Consider the following 17,387-nt stretch of genomic DNA (forward strand, 5'->3'; position numbering starts at 1 on the left):
CACACCCCGGGCGGTTATATCCGCGCCCGCCACGCCCGCGAATAACACCGCCAACGCATCACGGCACGCAGTTGATCAATTACCCAACACTTTCTGAGGGGCCGTCCGCCGAACAGCGGCCCGCGCGGCCGTCCGCGGTCAGGAGCCGCCGGTGCGGCCGGGGCCGGGCAGGGTGACCTCGGAGGTGGACGTGCGGACCGGACCGGCCGGGCCGGTCGCGGTGAGCGTCACGGTGTAGGTGCCGGGGGCGGGGTAGTCGTGGTCGAGGAACCCGTAACCGAGCTCGACCGCACGGGGCACGCTGCCGTCCCCGAAGTCCAGGCTCGCGGTGCCCGGTGTCCAGCCGGCGGCGTACCCGACCGCCAACCGCACGTTGAGCGGGTGGCCCGGCCGGGGGCGGTGGCGGGCGCTCACGCGGACGCGCAGCGGGTCCTGGAGCTCGATGGCACCGCGGTCCCGGTAGCCCCACGCGGTGGGGTTGGGGAAGCCGGGGTGATCGGCCGGCTCGGCGCCGTGGAGGTCGGTGGCCGGCGTGCCGAGGGCGGTCGGGTCGGCCGCGTCGGTCAGACCCGCCACGGCGGACGGGGTGTAGTCCTCGCCGTCGGCGGCGAATCCCGGGTCGACGGCGTTGTCGCTCGCGCCCTGTCCGACCGCCCGGAAGGCCTCGGGGGTCGCGAACGGGGTGCCGCCCCAGGAATAGGCGTACGGGCCCGACGGGACGACGGTGTTGTAGTCGACCTTGGTGCTCCGGACGGATCCGGCCGACACCACCAGGGGTATCGCGGTGGGCGGTGCGCCGCCGCAGCGCGGGGCGGGACGCTTGGCCAGGATGTTGTTCTCGGCCACCGACCCGGTGGAGTTCCCGGCGAACTCCAGGTCGGTCCCGCAGTTGCGTCCGAAGGTGTTGCCCACCACGATCGTGCGGGGCGCGTCGGTGGCCACCACGCCGCGGCCGGCGCCCCCGGTGATCAGGTTGGTGGTGACGACGACGCCGGAGGTCCCGCTGTCGACCGCGACGCCGGTGACGGGCGCGGCGGAGATCCGGTTGCGGCTCACCGTGACGTTGGCGCCCGTACCGGTGATCCGGACGCTCGGGGTCGCCGCCGGGAAGGCCTGGACGCCGCCGCGGGCCGGATCGCCCGCCTCCACGTCGTTGTGGTCGACGAGGATCCGGGTGGAGTCCTTGACGAGCACGCCCTCCTGCGGGGCGTCGAGGCGCAGGCCGGACACGGTGATGTCGTGCACGCCCTCGAACACGAAGGCGTGCGGAGCGGGGGGTGCCCCCGGGGCCCAGCGGCGGGTGCCCACGGACGTGTTCGGCACGCGGTCGGCCTGCTCGGCGCCCTGGAAGACGATCGGACGACCGGGCTCGCCGGAGCGCCTGACGGTGACCTGGCCGGTGAACCGCCGGTCGGGTGCGAGCTGGACGGTCTGCCCGGGTCCGGCCACGTCGGCGGCGGCCTGGACCGTGCAGAAAGGCCGCTCCCGGGTGCCGGTCCCGGCGTCCGAGCAGTTCGAGCGGGGGCCGTTGTCGACGTGGAGCACGGTGGTCTCGGCGTGCGCGGTGAACGGGAGCACGGTCCCGGCGATCGCGGAGCCGGCGGCCGCGAGCGCGAGGCCGACCTGACGGGATGCTGGCACGGGCGGGATCCTCCTGGGGCAGCAGGCGCGGAATCGGCGTCACGGGGCTGACGTACCGACAGAAAGCGTGTGCGGGCGGATGGATTCGGGATCCGCCAAGAGTATCCATGACCCGCGCGTGCGGTCTCAACCGGACGTGTGGTGCGGCCGGCGGCCGTCCGGCGGCATCGTCGAGGCGTGCGTCGGTTTGGGGCGGGCTCCGGGCGGGGACGGTGGCCGACATGCTTTCCGTAGTGGTCGCCCCATGGGGCGCAGAGCCGGTGTTCGAGCGGAACGGGGACGAGCCGCACGACGCCGCCAGCACGATGAAGGTCGCCGTCCTGACCGCACTGCACCGGGCCGGGGCCGACCCCCGCGAACCGGTGCCCGTGGTCAACGGCTTCGTGTCGCGGGCGGGAGGTGAGTTCGCCAACGACCCGGACCGGGACAGTGATCCGGTGCCGTGGACGCTGCTCGGCGCCACCGTGCCGCTGGGGCTGCTCACCGAGCGGATGATCACCCACTCGTCCAACCTCGCCACCAACCTCTGCCTGGCCCGGGCCGGCCACGAGGCCGTCGACGAGGTGTGGCGGCGCGCCGGGGCCACCCGCAGCGCCAGCCCGCGCGGCATCGAGGACCACCCGGCCCGCGCGGCGGGCCTGCACAACCTGGTCACCGCGCGCGACCTCGTCCGGTTGCTGCAGTCCCTGGACGGTGAACCGGAGGTGCTCGCGCTGCTGGAGCGCAACGCCTTCCGGGTCGACCTCGCGGCCGGGCTGCCGCCGGGGACCAGGGTCGCGTTCAAGAACGGCTGGTTCCCCGGCGTGCGGCACTGCGTCGGCCTGGTCAGTCCGCAGGACTGTCCGCCGTACCTGCTGGCCGTCTGCTACTCCGGCCCGCTGGCCTCGGGCGCCGACGGGGCCGAGGCCGATCCGGCGGCCCGCCTGGTGGCCCGGGTCTCGGCGGCGGTCTGGGCCCGGCGGCACGCGATCACCCGGGCCGCTGGTCGCACAGCTCCACCAGTCCCGCCAGAGCCGGTTCGTTGAGCAGGTTGATCCGCACATAGCCGGGGTGGCCGGGGAGTTCGAAGTAGCGGCCGTCCAGGGCGAGCAGGCGCTCGGGCGGGGCGGCGGGACGGGCGAACAGGAAGTAGCCGGTGTCGATCGGCGCCTGGGCGGCCAGCGCTCCGGAGGCGGTGAGGCGCTGGTGGCCGGCGCGGACGTGGTCGAGCAGGCGGTGGTTGCCCTCGAGCAGCATCAGGTCGGCGGCCCGGTGGGCGAACAGCCGGTCGGCGAGGGTGACATCGCCGTGCAGGTTGAGGTGCAGCTCGGCGAGTGGTTCTCGCAGCGGCTCGGGCACCAGCAGGTGGGCGCAGCGGTAGCCGTGGATGGACAGGAACTTGGTGGGGCAGACCATCCGCAGCGTGAGGTCGGCGGGCAGCGCGGCGGAGTCCTCGCGGCGCCCGCCGTCCCAGCGCATGTACTGGAAAGTGCCGTCGACGAACACCAGGGATCCGGTGGCGAGTTGCCACTCGGCGAGCTGCTTCAGCACCAGCTTGGGCACCCGTCGGCCGGTGTACCAGACCGGGTCGGTGAGCAGCAGGACGGTCCGCTCGTCCGGCAGTCGCAGGTCGAATCCGGGCTGGTGGGCGTGCGTCTCGGCGACCGGGACCGGCTCGATGCCGAACTGCCGGAAGAAGTAGGCGAACTTGTAGTACACCGGCGGCAGGTAGTGGATCCGGGTGCGGCCGGTGGTGCGCAGCCAGGTGCAGAAGGTGCCGAGCAGTGCGCTGGCGCCGCCGGCCGGGACGACCTGGTCCGGCGAGCACGGCTCGGCGTCGTAACTCTCGTGCAGGCGGGCGATCTTGGCGCGCAGTGCGAGGTCCTCGTCGAGCGCCGCGTAGCGGCCGACGTCGCCGAGCCGGTACGGCGGGGTGTGGGCGAGGTCGCCGAGGTAGTCGGCCACGAAGGGGTGGCCGCCGTTGTAGTCGGAGACGAACAGCCGTCCGTCCGGTCGCTGCCGGGCCCTCTCCACGGCTTCGTGCAGGTCGAGCATGCGGAACAACGACGGCGTCATCCGTCCCCCTCGGGCGCTGGCCACTTTGTCGGACGGGCGTCAAGTCTGTCCGGGGCCCGGCGCGGACACAAGTCCGCGCCGGGCCCGGGTGGTTCGCGTGCGGGCTACCGGGCCGTAACGGCCGGATCGGCGGGCCGTGGCGGCTGGATTTCGCTGCGGCCGGATCCGGTGCGGCCGGATCGGTACCGCCGGATCGCCGTGGCGGGATCAGTACGGCTGGACGAGCACGTGCGCCGCGCCCGGGACGCCGACCTTGAGCAGCTCGTCCTCCTCCGGGGTGGTCGGTGTGCCGGTCTCCTGCTTGAGGACCGCCCGGGACAGCGCCTGCACCCACATGGCGCGCGGCCGGCGGCGCTCCTCCCAGGCGGCCAGCGCCGCCGGCACCGTCTCGGCGGCGTCCAGGCTCTGCGCCAGTACCAGGGCGTCCTCGACGGCCATCGCGGCGCCCTGCGCCAGGTGCGGGGTGGAGGCGTGCGCGGCGTCGCCGGCCAGCACCACCCGGCCGACGTGCCACGGCTCCTCGACGGTGACCTGCGAGATCCGCGAGTACACCACCGCCGCCGGGTCGGTGACCTGGGCCAGCGCCTCGGCGATCGGCCCGCCGAAGCCGGCCAGGCGCTCGCGCAGCTGCTCGTGGGCGCGCTCCGGGTCCGGGCGGAAGTCCGCGCCCTCGGCGAACACCGAGCCCAGGTACATGAGTTCGTCGCTGATCGGGGTCAGCAGCGCCTTCGCCGCGAGGTTGCCGGTGGACATCAGCACGCCCTGCAGCTCGGGCGAACGCGGAAGGGTGACCCGCCAGTTGGCGAATCCGGTGTACTCGGGCGCGTACTTCTCGCCGTACAGCCGCTTGCGCAGCGGCGAGCCGATGCCGTCGAAGCCGACCACCAGGTCGTAGCGGGCGCTGCTGCCGTCCGACAGGGTGACCGCCACCTCCTCGCCCTCGTCGGCGAGTTCGGTGACGGTGGTGCCGAAGCGCAGGGACGCCCCGGCGGCGGTGGCGGACGCGGCGAGCACCTCGGCCAGCGCCGGGCGGGGGATGCCGTTGTTGGAGGGCGCGCCGTCCATCCGGGGCTGCGGGATCTTCGCGAGGACGCCGCCGGCCGGGTCGCAGATGGTCAGCACCTCCCACTCGAAGCCGACCGCCAGGCACTGCTCCAGCACGCCGATCTCGCGCATCACGTGCAGCGCGTTGGAGGGCTGGATGATGCCGACGCCGAGCGCCTCCAGGGCGTCGCGCAGCTCGACGACGTCGACCCGGTGGCCGCGGCCGGCGAGGGCGGTGGCGGCGGTCAGGCCGCCGATGCCGGCGCCGTGGACGAGGACGCGCAGGGGTGGGGTCATGGTGGTGGTACTCCAAGCGGGAGGAAGCGGGGAAGGGCAGGCGGGGACGGGGGCGGGGAGAAGAAGGGAAACGTTTCAGCGGGCCTGGGCGTCGGCCGACAGCTCCATCAGGTGGTCGACCAGCGCGAGCAGCAGGTCCCGCCCGAACATCCGCACCCGCACGTCGCCGACCAGCATCGGCACCTGCGGGTCGAGGTCCAGCGCGGCCCGGACCTCCGCGACGGTGCGGGTGTTCTCGCCGTGGAAGCAGTTGATCGCCACCACGAACGGGATGCCCCGGCTCTCGAAGAAGTCGATCGAGGCGAAGCTGGTCTCCAGCCGGCGGGTGTCCGCGATCACGATGCCGCCGAGCGCGCCGTTCACCAGGTCGTTCCACATGAACCAGAAGCGCTCCTGGCCGGGCGTGCCGAACAGGTAGATCACCAGCTCCGGGCTGACCGTGATCCGCCCGAAGTCCAGCGCGACCGTGGTGGTCTCCTTGTTGTCCACCCCGGACAGGTCGTCCACGCCCTCGCTGGCACGGGTCAGGTACTCCTCGGTGCGCAGCGGGGCGACCTCGCTGACCGTGCCGACCAGGGTGGTCTTGCCCACCCCGAAGCCGCCGGCGATGAGGATCTTCAGCGCGGAGGGGGCGGCGGATGTGAGGGGGGACGAGTGGGAGGAAGGGAGAGGTGCGGATGGTGCCATGGTTCAGAGCCTCCGGAGTCCTTCGCGTACGGCCGTGAGCAGCCCGAGGTCCAGGCCGCCGTCCCCCGAGGCCCGGGCCACCGAGATCGGCGCCCGGGCCCGCAGCAACCCCTGGGCGATGAGGTCGCCCAGGAGGATCTTGGTCACCGAGACCGGCAGGTCGAGCCCGGCCGCCACCTCGGCGACGGCGGCCGGCCGGCGGCACCGCTCGAGGATCCGGCGGTGCTCCGGCTGCAGCCCGCGGGTGCCGGACGACCGGGCGGCCAGCACCGGGTCCGCGAGCTCCTCCACCGTGGTCAGCAGCGTGATCAGGGTGAGGTGGTCGTGCTCCGGCGCCGTCCGGCCGCGGGTGATGGTGTACGGGCGCACCATCGTGCCCGCGCCGTAGTCGTCGTCCTCGTCCTCGTCGGGCAGCTCGCTCCAGTGCGGCCTCACCGGGGCGTCACCCCCGGTTCCTGGCGGCGAAGGCGTCGAACTCGCTGCGGACCGGGGTGCTGAGCTTCTGGCCGACCTGCTGGACCAGCTGGTGCATGGCCACCGACATCACCTCGGCGTCCACCTCCTGGTCGGCGACCACCGCCAGGTGGGTGCCCTGGGCGGCGGCGATGACGAACAGCCAGACCTCGGCCAGCTCGATGATCACCTGGTGCACCGGGCCGCCGTCGAAGAGCTGGCCGATGCCCCGGGCCAGGCTCTGCTGGCCGGTGGCGACGGCCGCCAGGCGATCGGCGTCGGCGCGGTCGATGGAGCGCGAGTGGCTGACCACGAGGCCGTCGTCGGAGAGCAGAACGGCGCTTCTCGTGCCGGGCACCGCGTCGACGAGTCCGTCCAGCAGCCAGTCGAGGTCCTGGTGGGTGGCGATGGTGCGGTTCATGACTGCTCTTCCGTCCTCGTGGTTCGGGGGTCCGCGGCCGGGAGGGCCCAGGGGGAGGAACCCGGCGCGGGAGTCGGGGGGCCGGTGACGGCCGTGGGGGCGGCCGGGCCGGGCGGCAGGCCGCGGTGCGCCGCGGCGTGGTCCGCGATGTGGTCCGCGATGTGGTCCGCGGCGGTGCGGTCGGGGCCGGCGGGGTCGGGGTGACCGGGGGCGGCGCCGGGTGCGGGGTCGGCGAGGCCGCGGGCGGCCCGGGACTGGCGCTGGAAGGCGCCGACCGTGGCGCCGGAGCGGCGGGCCGGCCGCTGGAACGAGCCCGCGGCGGCCGGGGCGGTGCCCGCGGCGCTGCCGGCGCTCCCGGCGGCGCCCGTGGTGCCTGCGGCGCCGCGGTTGCCCGGGTCGCCGGTGCCTCCGGCGCCGGGGTGGCCGGCGTAGGGGGCCGGGGGCGGCGGGGGCACGCGCAGCTCGGCGGCCAGGCTGGCCTGCCGGACCCGCTGCGGCAGCGGGGGCTGGGAGCCCGACGGCCGGGCCGCCGGGGCCGGGTCGGGGTCGGGGACGGGGGCGGGCTGCTCCGCCGGGCCCGGGCCGTCCTCGCGGCGCCGCTCGGCCAGCCGGTAGTGGTCGGCGGGCCGGTACTGCTCGTCGGCGTACGGGGCCTCGGCAGGCGTCACCGTCGCGTAGGCGATGTCCGGGTAGGCGGGGTCGTCGTACGGTGCCCCGGTGCCGGCACCGGTGGCTCCGTGGCCGGCTCCGGCGACGTAGCCGTACGGGTCGTCGGGCGAGCCGTGCTCGACCGGCCGGCCCGGCTCGGTGAGCGGGTACAGGTAGCCGTCCGCGTCGCCGTGCGCGAAGCCGTCGCCGTGCGCGAAGCCGTCGCCGAGCCCGTCAGCGGGACCGTCGTCGTACCGGGTGTCGACGTGGCCGCCGAAGCCGTCGCCGAAACCGTCGTCGAAGCCGGTGCGGGCCGGGGCCCCGAGCACCTCGTCGTCGGACGGCGGCACGTACTCGACGTGGGCGAAGGCCTGGGCCGGTGCCGGGTGGGTGCCCGGGGTGAACCAGTCGGCGCCCGCCGGGTCCGGGTCCGCCCCGGGCCCTTCGAGGGCCGCCCGCTCCTCGGCCTCGTCCACCGCGACGACCGGCGAGGACGCCGGGGCGGTCGCGGCCGAGGGCATCTCGGTCACCGAGGCGAGCGGCGCCCGCTCCTCGCGCTGCTCGGGCCGCTGGCGCCGGGCGAGCGGGATCGGGGTGACCGCCGCGCCGTCCGGCAGCCCGGCGTCCCCGTCCAGCACGTACTCGCCGGGGACCAGCACGACGACCCTGGTCCCGCCGAAGGCCGACGGGCGGAACTCGATCTGCAGGCCGATCGCGGCCGCCAGCCGGCCCACCACGTGGAAGCCGAGGCGGATGTCGTCGCCGCGCGCCAGCATGTCGGTGCGCGGCGGGTCGTCGGCGAGCGCGGCCGCCATCAGCGCGTTGGCCGCGTCGTACTGCTCCAGGTCCATGCCGAGGCCGCGGTCCTCGATCTCGATGGCGAGCCCGCGCCCGACGACGGCTGCCCGCACGTCGACCGGCGTGGGCGGCTTCGAGAAGCTGGCCGCGTTCTCCATCAGTTCGGCGACCACGTGGGCGACCGGTCCGACCGCCCGCTCGGACAGCCACGGGTGGCCCTCGACGTCCAGGACGATCCGGCGGTACTCCTGCACCTCGCCCTGCGCCGAGCGCAGCACGTCCAGCAGCGGCACCGGCTTGCGCCACTTCCGCTGCGGCTGGCCGCCGGCCATGATGACCAGGTTCTCCTCGTAGCGGCGCAGCCGGGCGGTCAGGTGGTCGAGGTCGAACAGACCTTCCAGCACCTCCGGGTCCTCGTGCCGCCGCTCCAGGGCGTCCAGCTTGCGCAGCTGCTGGCCGATCAGCAGCTGGGTGCGGCGCGCGATCCGCTGGAGCAGCCGCTCGAAGCCGCGGTGCTGCTCGGCCTGGCGGACGGCGGTCTCCAGCGCGGAGGTGCGGGCGAGGTTCATCGCCTTGCCCAGCTCGGCCAGCTCGTCGCCGCGGGCCCGTGCCCCGGCGGTGATCGCCCGGCTCTCAGCCTCGACGTCGACCTGCTCGCCGCGGGCGAGGCGCTCGACGACCTCGGGCAGGGTGCGCTCGAGGTCCTGCGCCTGGTGGTGCAGGTCCTTGATCCGCAGGCGCAGCGAGCGGGTCAGCCGCCAGCTGACGACGACCACCACGATCAGCGCGAGCAGGCCGATCACCGCGGTCAGCACGACCCGGGTGAGCAGCGAGAGGAACGAGTCCTTGCCGACCTGGACGACGCCTTCGGTGCGGGTTTCGAGGGCCTTCACCAGCTGCGGGTTGACCTGGTCGACCGCCTGGCGCCACTGGTCCTGCAGCTGCGGGAGCCGGACGGTGCCGGTGGCGTCGGCGACGGCCGGGCGGGTGAGCGCCTGCTCCACGGAGGCCTTGGCCTGCCACGCGGTGCCGCTCAGCACGTCCGACCAGGCGCCCCGCTCGTCCTGCGGGAGGTAGGGGACGACCTGGACGGTGAAGAGGTGCTCCTGGGCGCCGATCGACTGCTGGACGAGCTGGTAGTCGGAGGCGCTGAGCTTGCCGGACGGCCAGCCGCGGGCCAGGATCGCGTCCTCGCGGGCCAGCATCTCCTTCGCCCAGAAGGCGTTGACCAGGGTCTTGGAGATCCAGGTGACCTCGCCGACGTCGACGTGGCTGAGCGCGGTGAACAGCCGCAGGTCCACCGCGATCAGGTCGGTGTAGTACGTGTAGACGCCCTGCTGGTCGGCGGTGCCCTTGTCGACGGCGGCCCGCTGGTCGGCCAGCTTCTCCATGGCGCGCCGGGCCTCGTCGACGGCCGTGAGCACCTCGGCGGGCGCGTTGCCGCCGGTCTCCCGGGAGAGGGCCTGGAACTTCTGCACGGCCTCGTCGGTGAGCCGCCGCTGGTTCTTCAGCTGCTCCACGACGGCGGCGGTGCCGGGCCGGGCGAGCACCTCGGCGCTGAGCCGGCGCTCCTCCTGGAGGTTGTAGTAGACGATGTTGGACGGCTGTCCCGCCTTCTGCGCCAGCAGGCCCTGGTCCGCCAGGCGCCGGAAGTCGAGGAAGGTCACACCGCTGGTGACCGCCCACAGGACGGCCAGCGCGATGCTGGGGACGAGGGCGAGGACGAGCAGAGCCGTCCGCAGTGACAGGCGCGGCCGACGCCTGCGGGGGGCCTTCGGCGTCGGGGGCCGCCGATTCGCACGCGCGCGCAGAGCTGACTCCTTGGGGCTGGCGGCCGGCCCGGGAGGGCCGCACCGACCGGGGGCACGGGCTTTATGACGAGGCGATACTAGTCATACGGTGTGTTAGGAGTGAAAGCCCGTTCGATCTTCGGCGGGCGCGCACACAAGTCCTTAACGTCGCCGAAGTGCGGGGTTCACGGCTCCGCCGAGCCCGCGCCGAGTCCGCGCCGAGCCCCCGGCGGGGCCCTCCGCGGCCCCGTCCCGGCTCCTCCTCGCCACCCCTCCTCGCCGCCCCGCAAGTCCCGGTGGGTGGAACGGGGTTGTTCCGGCGGGCGGTTCACGGCTACGGTACCCGGCATCATGCAGACGTGGAGCCTTCTTCTCGGTGGCCGCAGCGGGGTCTGACAGACCGGCACCCCGCTGCGGGTCGCCGTGCTGCCGGTCGTCGTTCCCCCGACACCGAACCAGGGAAGGACCCGCACTCCCGTGCGCTCCACCGAATCCGCACCGAACGCCAAGCCTTTCCCCACCCTGCGCACACCGGCCGGACCGGTCCCGGCCGACGCCCCCGCCTGGAACCGCCAGCGCGCCGGCGCCATGCCGTTCCACCGCTACCGCCCCGCCCACGCCCGCGTCCCGCTGCCGCCCGTCGACGCCCTGCCCGGCGGGCGCAGCTGGCCCGCCCGGCGGATCGAACGGGCCCCGCTGTGGGTCCCGGTCGACCTGCGGGACGGCAACCAGGCGCTCGCCGAACCGATGGACCCGGGCCGCAAGCGCCGGATGTTCGACCTCTTCCTCGCCATGGGCTTCAAGGAGATCGAGGTCGGCTACCCCTCCGCCAGCCGCACCGACTTCGACTTCGTGCGCCACCTCGCCACCACCCCCGGCGCGGTGCCCGAGGACGTCACCGTGGTCGTCTTCACCGCCGCCCGCGCCGACCTGATCGACCGCACCTTCGAGGCCGTCGAGGGCCTGCCCCGGGTCGTCGTCCACCTCTACACCGCCACCGCCCCCGTCTGGCGCGAGCTCGTCCTCGGCCGCGACCGGGCCCAGGTGCGGGAACTGGTCACCGCCGCCGCCGAGCGGATGGCCCGCCGGGCCGGCGACCACCCCGGGATCCGCTTCCAGTTCTCGCCCGAGGTCTTCAACCTGACCGAGCCGGACTACGTGCTGGAACTGTGCGACGGCCTCACCGAGCTGTGGGACGCGAGCCCCGACCGCCCGGTGATCCACAACCTGCCCGCCACCGTCGAGATCGCCACCCCCAACGTCTACGCCGACCAGATCGAGTACCTGCACCGGCACCTGGCCCGGCGCGAGGCGGTGATCCTCTCCGTCCACCCGCACAACGACCGCGGCACCGGCATCGCCTGCGCCGAGCTCGCCCTGCTGGCCGGCGCCCAGCGGGTCGAGGGCTGCCTGTTCGGCAACGGCGAGCGGACCGGCAACGTCGACCTGGCCACCCTCGCGCTGAACCTGTACACCCAGGGCGTCGACCCGATGGTCGACTTCTCCGACATCGACGAGATCCGCCGCACGGTCGAGCACTGCAACCGGCTGCCCGTCCCCGAGCGTCACCCCTACGTCGGCGACCTCGTCCACACCGCCTTCTCCGGCACCCACCAGGACGCCATCAAGAAGGGCCTGGCCCACCACGCCGCCACCGCCGCCCGCCTCGGCGTCCCTGCGGGGCAGGCGCCGTGGGACGTCCCCTACCTGCCGATCGACCCGGCCGACCTCGGGCGCGACTACGAGGCGGTGATCCGGGTCAACAGCCAGTCCGGCAAGGGCGGCATCGCCTACCTGCTGCAGACCGGACACGGGCTGGAGCTGCCGCGCCGGCTGCAGATCGAGTTCTCCCGGGTGGTCCAGGAGTCGACCGACGACAGCGGACGGGAGGTCACCGCCGACGGGCTGTACGCGCTGTTCCGCGCCACCTACCTGGACGCCGCTCCGCAGTCGGTGGAATGGTGCACCGGGGAGGACGACGGGCGGCACCGGGCGACGGTCACCCTCGCCGGCGCCGTGCACCACGGCGAGGGCAACGGGCCGCTGGCCGCCGTGGCGGCGGCGCTCGGCGCGGCCGGGGTCGCCGTGGACATCCTGCACTTCACCGAGCACGCCGTGCGCACCGGCCCCGACAGCGACGCCGTCGCCTACGTCGAGGCGCGGGTCGACGGGGAGGTCGTCTGGGGCGCCGGGCGCGACTCCTCGGTCCTGACGGCCGGCGTGCGGGCGGTGCTCGGCGCCGTGGCGCGGGCGGGCGCCCTTCCCGCGACGCGGCAGGATGGGGCGATGACCGACGACACGTCCCTGCCCGCCCGCAGCCGGGCGGTGGCCGACGCCCTCGCCGCGGCCGGTCTGCCCGGGGAGATCCGCGTCCTGCCCGACTCCGCCCGCACCGCCGCCGAGGCGGCCGCCGCCCTCGGCTGCGAGGTCGGCGCCATCGCCAACAGCCTGGTCTTCGTCTGCGACGGCGCGCCCCTGCTCGTCATGACCAGCGGCGCCCACCGCGTCGACACCGCCTACCTGGCCGGCGAACTGGGCACCGGCCCGATCACCCGGGCCGGTGCCGACCAGGTCCGCGAGGCCACCGGCCAGGCCATCGGCGGCGTCGCCCCCGTCGGCCACCCGGCGCCGCTGCGCACCGTCGTCGACACCGCCCTCGCCGGCTACGACCTGCTGTGGGCCGCCGCCGGGCACCCGCACACCGTCGTGCCGATGACGTACGGGGAACTGCTGAAGCTGACCGGCGGCACGCCGTCGGCGGTGGCGGCGCCCCAGCAGGGGTAGCGCCCGCAGGCCGGGCCCGCCGGGGAGCGGCGGCCCGGGGCGGCCCGCTGCCGGGCCGCCCCGGTCCCACGGCGTCGCGCTCACCCCCGACGCGCCCTCCGCGGGCCCGGGGCGGCGGCCGCAGCACGCGCCCCCGAGCCGTCGCACCCGATCCACCCGCGGCGGGCGGCGCGGGCGACCACGAGGAGGAACAGGCCGCAGGCCGTGACCAGCAGCCAGCCCGGCCGGGAGGCGGCGGCCAGACCGGCCGGGCTCGATCCCGCCACCAGGCCGCCGGCCACCGCGATGCCGACGGCCGAGCCGAGCTGGCGGGCCGTCGAGGTGATCGCCCCGGCCACGCCCGCGCGGTCCGCCGGCAGGCCGCCCACGGCGGTGCTGGTGATCGGCGCGTTGGCGAAGCCGAAGCCGGTGCCCAGCAGGAGGTTGGCGACCAGCAGCAGCGGCACGTCCGCCCCGCCGCCGTCGGACAGCGACGCCCGTACGAGGAGCAGCACGCCCCCGGCCGCCGTGGACCAGGCCGCGAACAGCAGCGGCCGGCGCGGCCCGGCCCCGCCCACCAGCACGCCGGACAGCGGCGCGCACACCGTCGCGCCCAGCGCCATCGGCAGCACGGCCAGCCCGGCGGCCGCCGGCGTCCACCCGCGCGCGTGCTGCAACTGGAACGTGGTGAGCAGCAGACTCACCGTCAGCGCGACGAACACCGCCACCGCGCCCAGCACGGCCGTGCCGAACACCGGCCGCCGGAACAGCCCGAGGTCCATCAGCGGCTCGGCCCGGTGACGCTCGGCGCGCACGAACCCCGCCGTGGCCGCCACCGCCACCGCGCACCCGGCGAGCGCCCACGGCGAGGTCCAGCCGAGCCGCGGCCCCTCGATCAGCACCGCCACCGTCGCGGACACGGCCGCGATGAGCAAGGCCTGGCCCGGCAGGTCGAGCCGGCGGGCCCGCGGCGCCCGGGACTCGGGCACGAACAGCACGCTCAGCACCACGGCCGCCACCACCACCGGCACGTTCACCCAGAACACCGACCGCCAGCCGAACGCGGCGACCAGCGCCCCGCCGGTCACCGGCCCGGCCGCCATGCTCAGCCCGAACACCGAGGCCCACACCCCGATCGCCCGGGCCCGCTCCCGGGGATCGGGCATGGCGTTCACCACGATCGCCAGCGCCACCGGGCTGAGCATCGAGGCGCCCACGCCCTGCAGGGCGCGCGCCGCGACCAGCGCGCCCGCCGATGGCGCGAGCGCGCAGCCGAGGGAGGCGAGGCCGAAGACCAGCAGGCCGCACTGGAACACCCGGCGGCGCCCGACGCGGTCCGCGAGCGCGCCGGCCGTGATCAGCAGGCTCGCGAGGACGACGGTGTAGGAGTCGACGATCCACTCCAGGTCGCGGGTGCCCACCCGCAGGCCGTGCCCGATCGCGGGCAGGCCGACGTTGACGATCGTGGTGTCCAGGCCGACCAGGAACAGGCTCAGCGCGCAGACGGCGAGCACGGTCCAGCGACGGCGGGCGCTGAGCAGGGGAGGGGGCGGCGGTGGTGGTGCGGTGGCCGTGGTGGTCATGGGGTGGGCGCGCCTTCCGGTCGGACGGTCGTATCGGCGCGCCCATGCTGCGGTCGGGGGAGGGCGGGGGCGCAGTGTTCTTGCGGAAACCGCAAAGAGGCGGCCCCGGGGCACAATCGCCTCCATGGACGCCGACTCCACCACGACCGACGACGTTGCCGAGGCGGGCGACGCCGCCGCGACGGGCGATGCCGTGACGCCGGGCGATGTCGCTGCGAGCGCTGGCGACGGTGCGGCCGGCGACGTCACGGCTGACGACGTCACGCGGACCATCGCCGCCATCGGACCCCGGCTGCGCGCGCTGCGCCTCGGTCGCGGTCTCACCCTGGACGCCCTCGCCGCCGCCACCGGCATCTCCGTGAGCACCCTGTCCCGCGTGGAGTCCGGCCACCGCCGCCCCACCCTCGACCTGCTCATCCCGCTCGCCCGCGCCCACCGCGTCGCCCTGGACCACCTGATCTCCGCCCCCGCCACCGGCGACCCCCGCCTCCACCTCCGGCCCCGCCGGCGCGACTCCGGCAGCGTCCTCGTCCCGCTCACCCAGTACCCGGGCCGGGTGCAGGCCTTCAAACAGGTCCTCGCCCCGCGCGAACCCGGACTCGTCAGCCACGCCGGCCACGCATGGCTCTACGTGCTCGCCGGCGAGCTGCGGCTGCTCGTCGGCGACCGCGCGTTCACTCTCCACCCGGGCGAGGCCGCCGAGTTCGACACCGCCGAACCCCACTGGTTCGGCCCGGCCGGCTCCGAGGCCGTGGAGATCCTCCACCTCTACGGCCCCCACGGCGACCAGGCCGTGCTGCGCACCGGCACCGCCCCCGCCTAGGAAGTCGGCCCGGTCGACTTCCTGTGCGCGGCGGGGGCCGGGTGCCGTTGACGGACGCTCGTCGTTCAAGCGGCCGACCGGGCCCGCGAGTTGAGTCGGTGACGGTGCGCCGGGTGGAGGGTGAGCGCGAGCGAGACCGCTTCGAGGGCACTGGTGAAGCCGGTACGGCGCCCGCGCGGTGCGGGCCCGGCCGCCGAGCCGCCGGTGCGCCTCGTGGAGCGTCACCTCGGCGCCGGCCTCGGCCGCCGCGATGGCCGCCGTCAGGCCGCCGAAACCCCCGCCGATGATGGTCATCCGCCGCCGCGCCATGGGCCCGTCCTCCGTCGGTCGTCCGTGTCCGGCCGCTCCGGATCGGTACCGGGCGCGGCCACTGTCGGGAGAGGGACGGCGCGGCGTCCCCGGATGTGACAGCCCGTCGCGCAGCGGGCGGTGGGGCGGAGAGCGGGGGCGGGACCGGTGGCGCCCGGCGTGCGTGGGGCGTGCGGGGCGGCGCGTGTTCGGGAGCGGGCGCCGGGCGGGTTCCCGTCAAGTCGGTGCGGCGACGTTCTCACAGGTCGAGCGGGGTGCGGGGCGGTGGGGGCGGCATGGACGGCGAGGGTCGGGAGTGGTGGGGGTGGCCGGTTCCCGGCGCTCCGGCGGTGCGCGTAGCGAACAACGGCCCGCCGCTGTCGGCCGCCGCTGCTACACCGAAGGCTGCGACACCGAAGGCCGGTGCGGTGCGGGCCGTTGTGGCGAAGGAGGCAGCAGGAATGGCAGGTGGCGGTGAGTGGGTCAGGGTGCGCGCCCATCTCCGGCGCAAACCCGGATCGGGCGGAGGCGGCGGAGGCAGCGGAGGCGGCCGGAACGGTGGCGGCGCGGGGCGGCGGACCAGCGGGTGGGTGCTCGCCGGGGCGGTCGCGGTGTGCTACCTCTACGGGCACTTCGTCGGCTACCGCGACGACGCCGCAGGGCCGGTGCCCGCCGCGCCCGCCGCGTCCGCCGAGGCGTCGGCGTCCTCCATCGCGGGGGCGCCCTGATGGCCCCGCCCTTCCGCAAACCGCGCGGCCCGGTGGAGCGGCTGGCGGCGGCGCTCGTCGCCGCGGCGGTCGCGGTCGCGGTGCTCGGCATCACCCAGGCGCTGCTGCGCTCCTGGGTGTTCCTCGCGGCGGTCGCCGCGCTCGCGCTCGCCGGCGCCGTCTGCGGCCCGATGCTGGAGCGCACCCGCACCGAACGGCTGGCCGGCCTGCGTCTCAGCCTCGCCGAGGTGGACGCGATGGGCGACCAGGACTTCGAGTGCGCGCTGCGCGACCTGCTGGTCCGGGACGGCTGGACGGCGGACCAGGTCGGCCGGCAGGGCGACCAGGCCGCCGACGTGATCGGCCACCACCCCCGGCACGGCCGGATCGTCCTCCAGGCCAAGCACACCACCGTCGGCGCCAAGGTCGGCGTGCAGGTGATGTACCAGGTCAAGGGGACCGCCGGCCCCGTGCACGGCGCCGACGTCGCCGTGGTGGTCACCAACGGCGGCCTCACCCGCGACGCGATGGCCTGGGGCGACCAGTACGGGGTGCACTGGGTCGACCGCGCCCGGCTGGAGAGCTGGGCGGCGGTCGGTCGGCCGCTGCACCACCTGCTGCCACTGCCGCGCCGCCCGCTCTGACCTTGCTCTTCCTCCCTCCCTCTTCCTCGATCCCTTCCTTTCCCCTCCCGTTCCCGGGAAGCCGCGTTGCCGGAACCGGGACGGCCTGCTTCGATCGTCCGTATGGACCAGGACGCCAACCCCGAGATCGCCGCCACCCTGCGCCAGATCGGCCCCCGGCTGCGCCGCCTGCGCGAGCGCAAGAACATGTCCCTGACCGAACTGGGCCAGGCCACCGGCATTTCCAAGAGCACGCTCTCCCGGCTGGAGTCCGAGCAGCGCAAGCCCAGCCTGGAACTCCTCCTGCCCATCGCCGCCGCCCTCGCCGTCCCGCTCGACGAGATCGTCGCCGCCCCGCGCATCGAGGACCCGCGCGTCCACCAGCACCCGGCCCGGGCCGACGGACGGACCTTCGTCCCGCTCTCCCGCCACCGCACCGAACCCCGGGCGTTCAAGATCACCATTCCGGCGGCCCACCAGACCCCCTCACTCGCCACCCACACCGGTCACGAATGGCTCTACGTGCTCTCCGGCCGCCTGCGGCTGCTGCTCGGCGAACACGACGTCGTCCTGGCCCCGGGCGAGGCGGCCGAGTTCGACTGCCAGAACCCGCACTGGTTCGGCTCCACCGGCGACGGCGACGTCGAAGTCCTCAGCCTCTTCGGCAAGCAGGGCGAACGCCTCCACCTGCGTGCCCGCACCCGCCCGAAGGGGACGAAGGAACCCTGAGCGGGGACGGACACCCCGGCACCCGAGCCGACAACGC

14 protein-coding genes and 2 pseudogenes are annotated in these 17,387 nt (G+C 75.1%); 7 read left to right on the top strand and 9 right to left on the bottom strand.

The window, feature by feature from the left end; genetic code table 11:
• Positions 1-138: 138 nt before the first annotated feature.
• The gene (locus ABZW10_RS10960) at positions 139-1,641 is read right to left on the bottom strand and encodes a right-handed parallel beta-helix repeat-containing protein (RefSeq protein WP_355362674.1); all 1,503 of its coding nucleotides are present in this window, start codon (positions 1,639-1,641) and stop codon (positions 139-141) included.
• A gap of 260 nt (positions 1,642-1,901) precedes the next feature.
• Here ABZW10_RS10960 and ABZW10_RS10965 point away from each other — a divergent pair, with 260 nt between their 5' ends.
• Complete coding sequence (locus ABZW10_RS10965) at positions 1,902-2,666, top strand: serine hydrolase (protein WP_355362675.1); 765 nt, start codon at positions 1,902-1,904, stop codon at positions 2,664-2,666.
• Here the strand turns inward: ABZW10_RS10965 and ABZW10_RS10970 are convergent.
• The 6 genes from ABZW10_RS10970 to ABZW10_RS10995 form a co-directional block, all read right to left on the bottom strand.
• A complete protein-coding gene (locus tag ABZW10_RS10970) occupies positions 2,611-3,696 on the bottom strand; it encodes an aminotransferase class I/II-fold pyridoxal phosphate-dependent enzyme (protein WP_355362677.1) in 1,086 nt (361 codons plus the stop codon). The genes ABZW10_RS10965 and ABZW10_RS10970 overlap by 56 nt on opposite strands.
• A gap of 207 nt (positions 3,697-3,903) precedes the next feature.
• A complete protein-coding gene (locus ABZW10_RS10975; protein ID WP_355362679.1) occupies positions 3,904-5,037 on the bottom strand; it encodes an FAD-dependent monooxygenase in 1,134 nt (377 codons plus the stop codon).
• Between the two features lie 75 nt (positions 5,038-5,112).
• Complete coding sequence (locus tag ABZW10_RS10980) at positions 5,113-5,724, bottom strand: ATP/GTP-binding protein (RefSeq protein ID WP_355362681.1); 612 nt, start codon at positions 5,722-5,724, stop codon at positions 5,113-5,115.
• Between the two features lie 3 nt (positions 5,725-5,727).
• Entirely contained in the window at positions 5,728-6,096 is a 369-nt protein-coding gene (locus ABZW10_RS10985) for a DUF742 domain-containing protein (RefSeq protein ID WP_355362979.1), read from the bottom strand.
• Positions 6,097-6,166: 70 nt separating this feature from the next.
• Positions 6,167-6,598 (bottom strand): roadblock/LC7 domain-containing protein, encoded by a 432-nt coding sequence (locus tag ABZW10_RS10990; RefSeq protein ID WP_355362683.1) that lies wholly within the window; start codon positions 6,596-6,598, stop codon positions 6,167-6,169.
• Positions 6,595-9,711 carry a nitrate- and nitrite sensing domain-containing protein gene (locus ABZW10_RS10995; protein WP_355362684.1) on the bottom strand — a complete coding sequence of 1,039 codons (3,117 nt, stop codon included), beginning with the start codon at positions 9,709-9,711 and terminating at the stop codon, positions 6,595-6,597. The genes ABZW10_RS10990 and ABZW10_RS10995 overlap by 4 nt, the downstream gene beginning before the upstream one ends.
• Before the next feature lie 711 nt (positions 9,712-10,422).
• Between ABZW10_RS10995 and ABZW10_RS11000 the strand changes: the two are divergent.
• Positions 10,423-12,087: pseudogene (locus ABZW10_RS11000) on the top strand (2-isopropylmalate synthase); the annotation flags it as partial.
• A gap of 33 nt (positions 12,088-12,120) precedes the next feature.
• Positions 12,121-12,618 carry a YbaK/EbsC family protein gene (locus ABZW10_RS11005; protein WP_355362981.1) on the top strand — a complete coding sequence of 166 codons (498 nt, stop codon included), beginning with the start codon at positions 12,121-12,123 and terminating at the stop codon, positions 12,616-12,618.
• 80 nt (positions 12,619-12,698) lie between these two features.
• On the opposite strand, the gene ABZW10_RS11010 is transcribed toward ABZW10_RS11005, so the two are convergent.
• Positions 12,699-14,180 carry an MFS transporter gene (locus ABZW10_RS11010; protein ID WP_355362686.1) on the bottom strand — a complete coding sequence of 494 codons (1,482 nt, stop codon included), beginning with the start codon at positions 14,178-14,180 and terminating at the stop codon, positions 12,699-12,701.
• A gap of 124 nt (positions 14,181-14,304) precedes the next feature.
• On the opposite strand from ABZW10_RS11010, the gene ABZW10_RS11015 reads away from it, so the two are divergent.
• Positions 14,305-15,003 carry an XRE family transcriptional regulator gene (locus ABZW10_RS11015; protein ID WP_355362688.1) on the top strand — a complete coding sequence of 233 codons (699 nt, stop codon included), beginning with the start codon at positions 14,305-14,307 and terminating at the stop codon, positions 15,001-15,003.
• A gap of 159 nt (positions 15,004-15,162) precedes the next feature.
• On the opposite strand, the pseudogene ABZW10_RS11020 reads toward ABZW10_RS11015, so the two are convergent.
• A pseudogene (locus tag ABZW10_RS11020) lies at positions 15,163-15,312 on the bottom strand (FAD/NAD(P)-binding protein); the annotation flags it as partial.
• Between the two features lie 569 nt (positions 15,313-15,881).
• Here ABZW10_RS11020 and ABZW10_RS11025 point away from each other — a divergent pair.
• The 3 genes from ABZW10_RS11025 to ABZW10_RS11035 all read left to right on the top strand — a co-directional run bounded on the left by ABZW10_RS11025 (position 15,882) and on the right by ABZW10_RS11035 (position 17,350).
• Entirely contained in the window at positions 15,882-16,019 is a 138-nt protein-coding gene (locus ABZW10_RS11025; RefSeq protein WP_355362690.1) for a hypothetical protein, read from the top strand.
• On the top strand, positions 16,019-16,642 hold the full coding sequence (locus ABZW10_RS11030; RefSeq protein ID WP_355362692.1) for a restriction endonuclease: 624 nt from the start codon (positions 16,019-16,021) through the stop codon (positions 16,640-16,642). The genes ABZW10_RS11025 and ABZW10_RS11030 overlap by 1 nt, the downstream gene beginning before the upstream one ends.
• Before the next feature lie 102 nt (positions 16,643-16,744).
• Positions 16,745-17,350, top strand: a complete 606-nt coding sequence (locus ABZW10_RS11035) for an XRE family transcriptional regulator (protein ID WP_355362694.1) — start codon at positions 16,745-16,747, stop codon at positions 17,348-17,350.
• Positions 17,351-17,387 lie beyond the last annotated feature (37 nt).

Origin of the sequence: Kitasatospora sp. NPDC004723 (genome assembly GCF_040609255.1) — a bacterium.
Taxonomy (GTDB): domain Bacteria; phylum Actinomycetota; class Actinomycetes; order Streptomycetales; family Streptomycetaceae; genus Kitasatospora.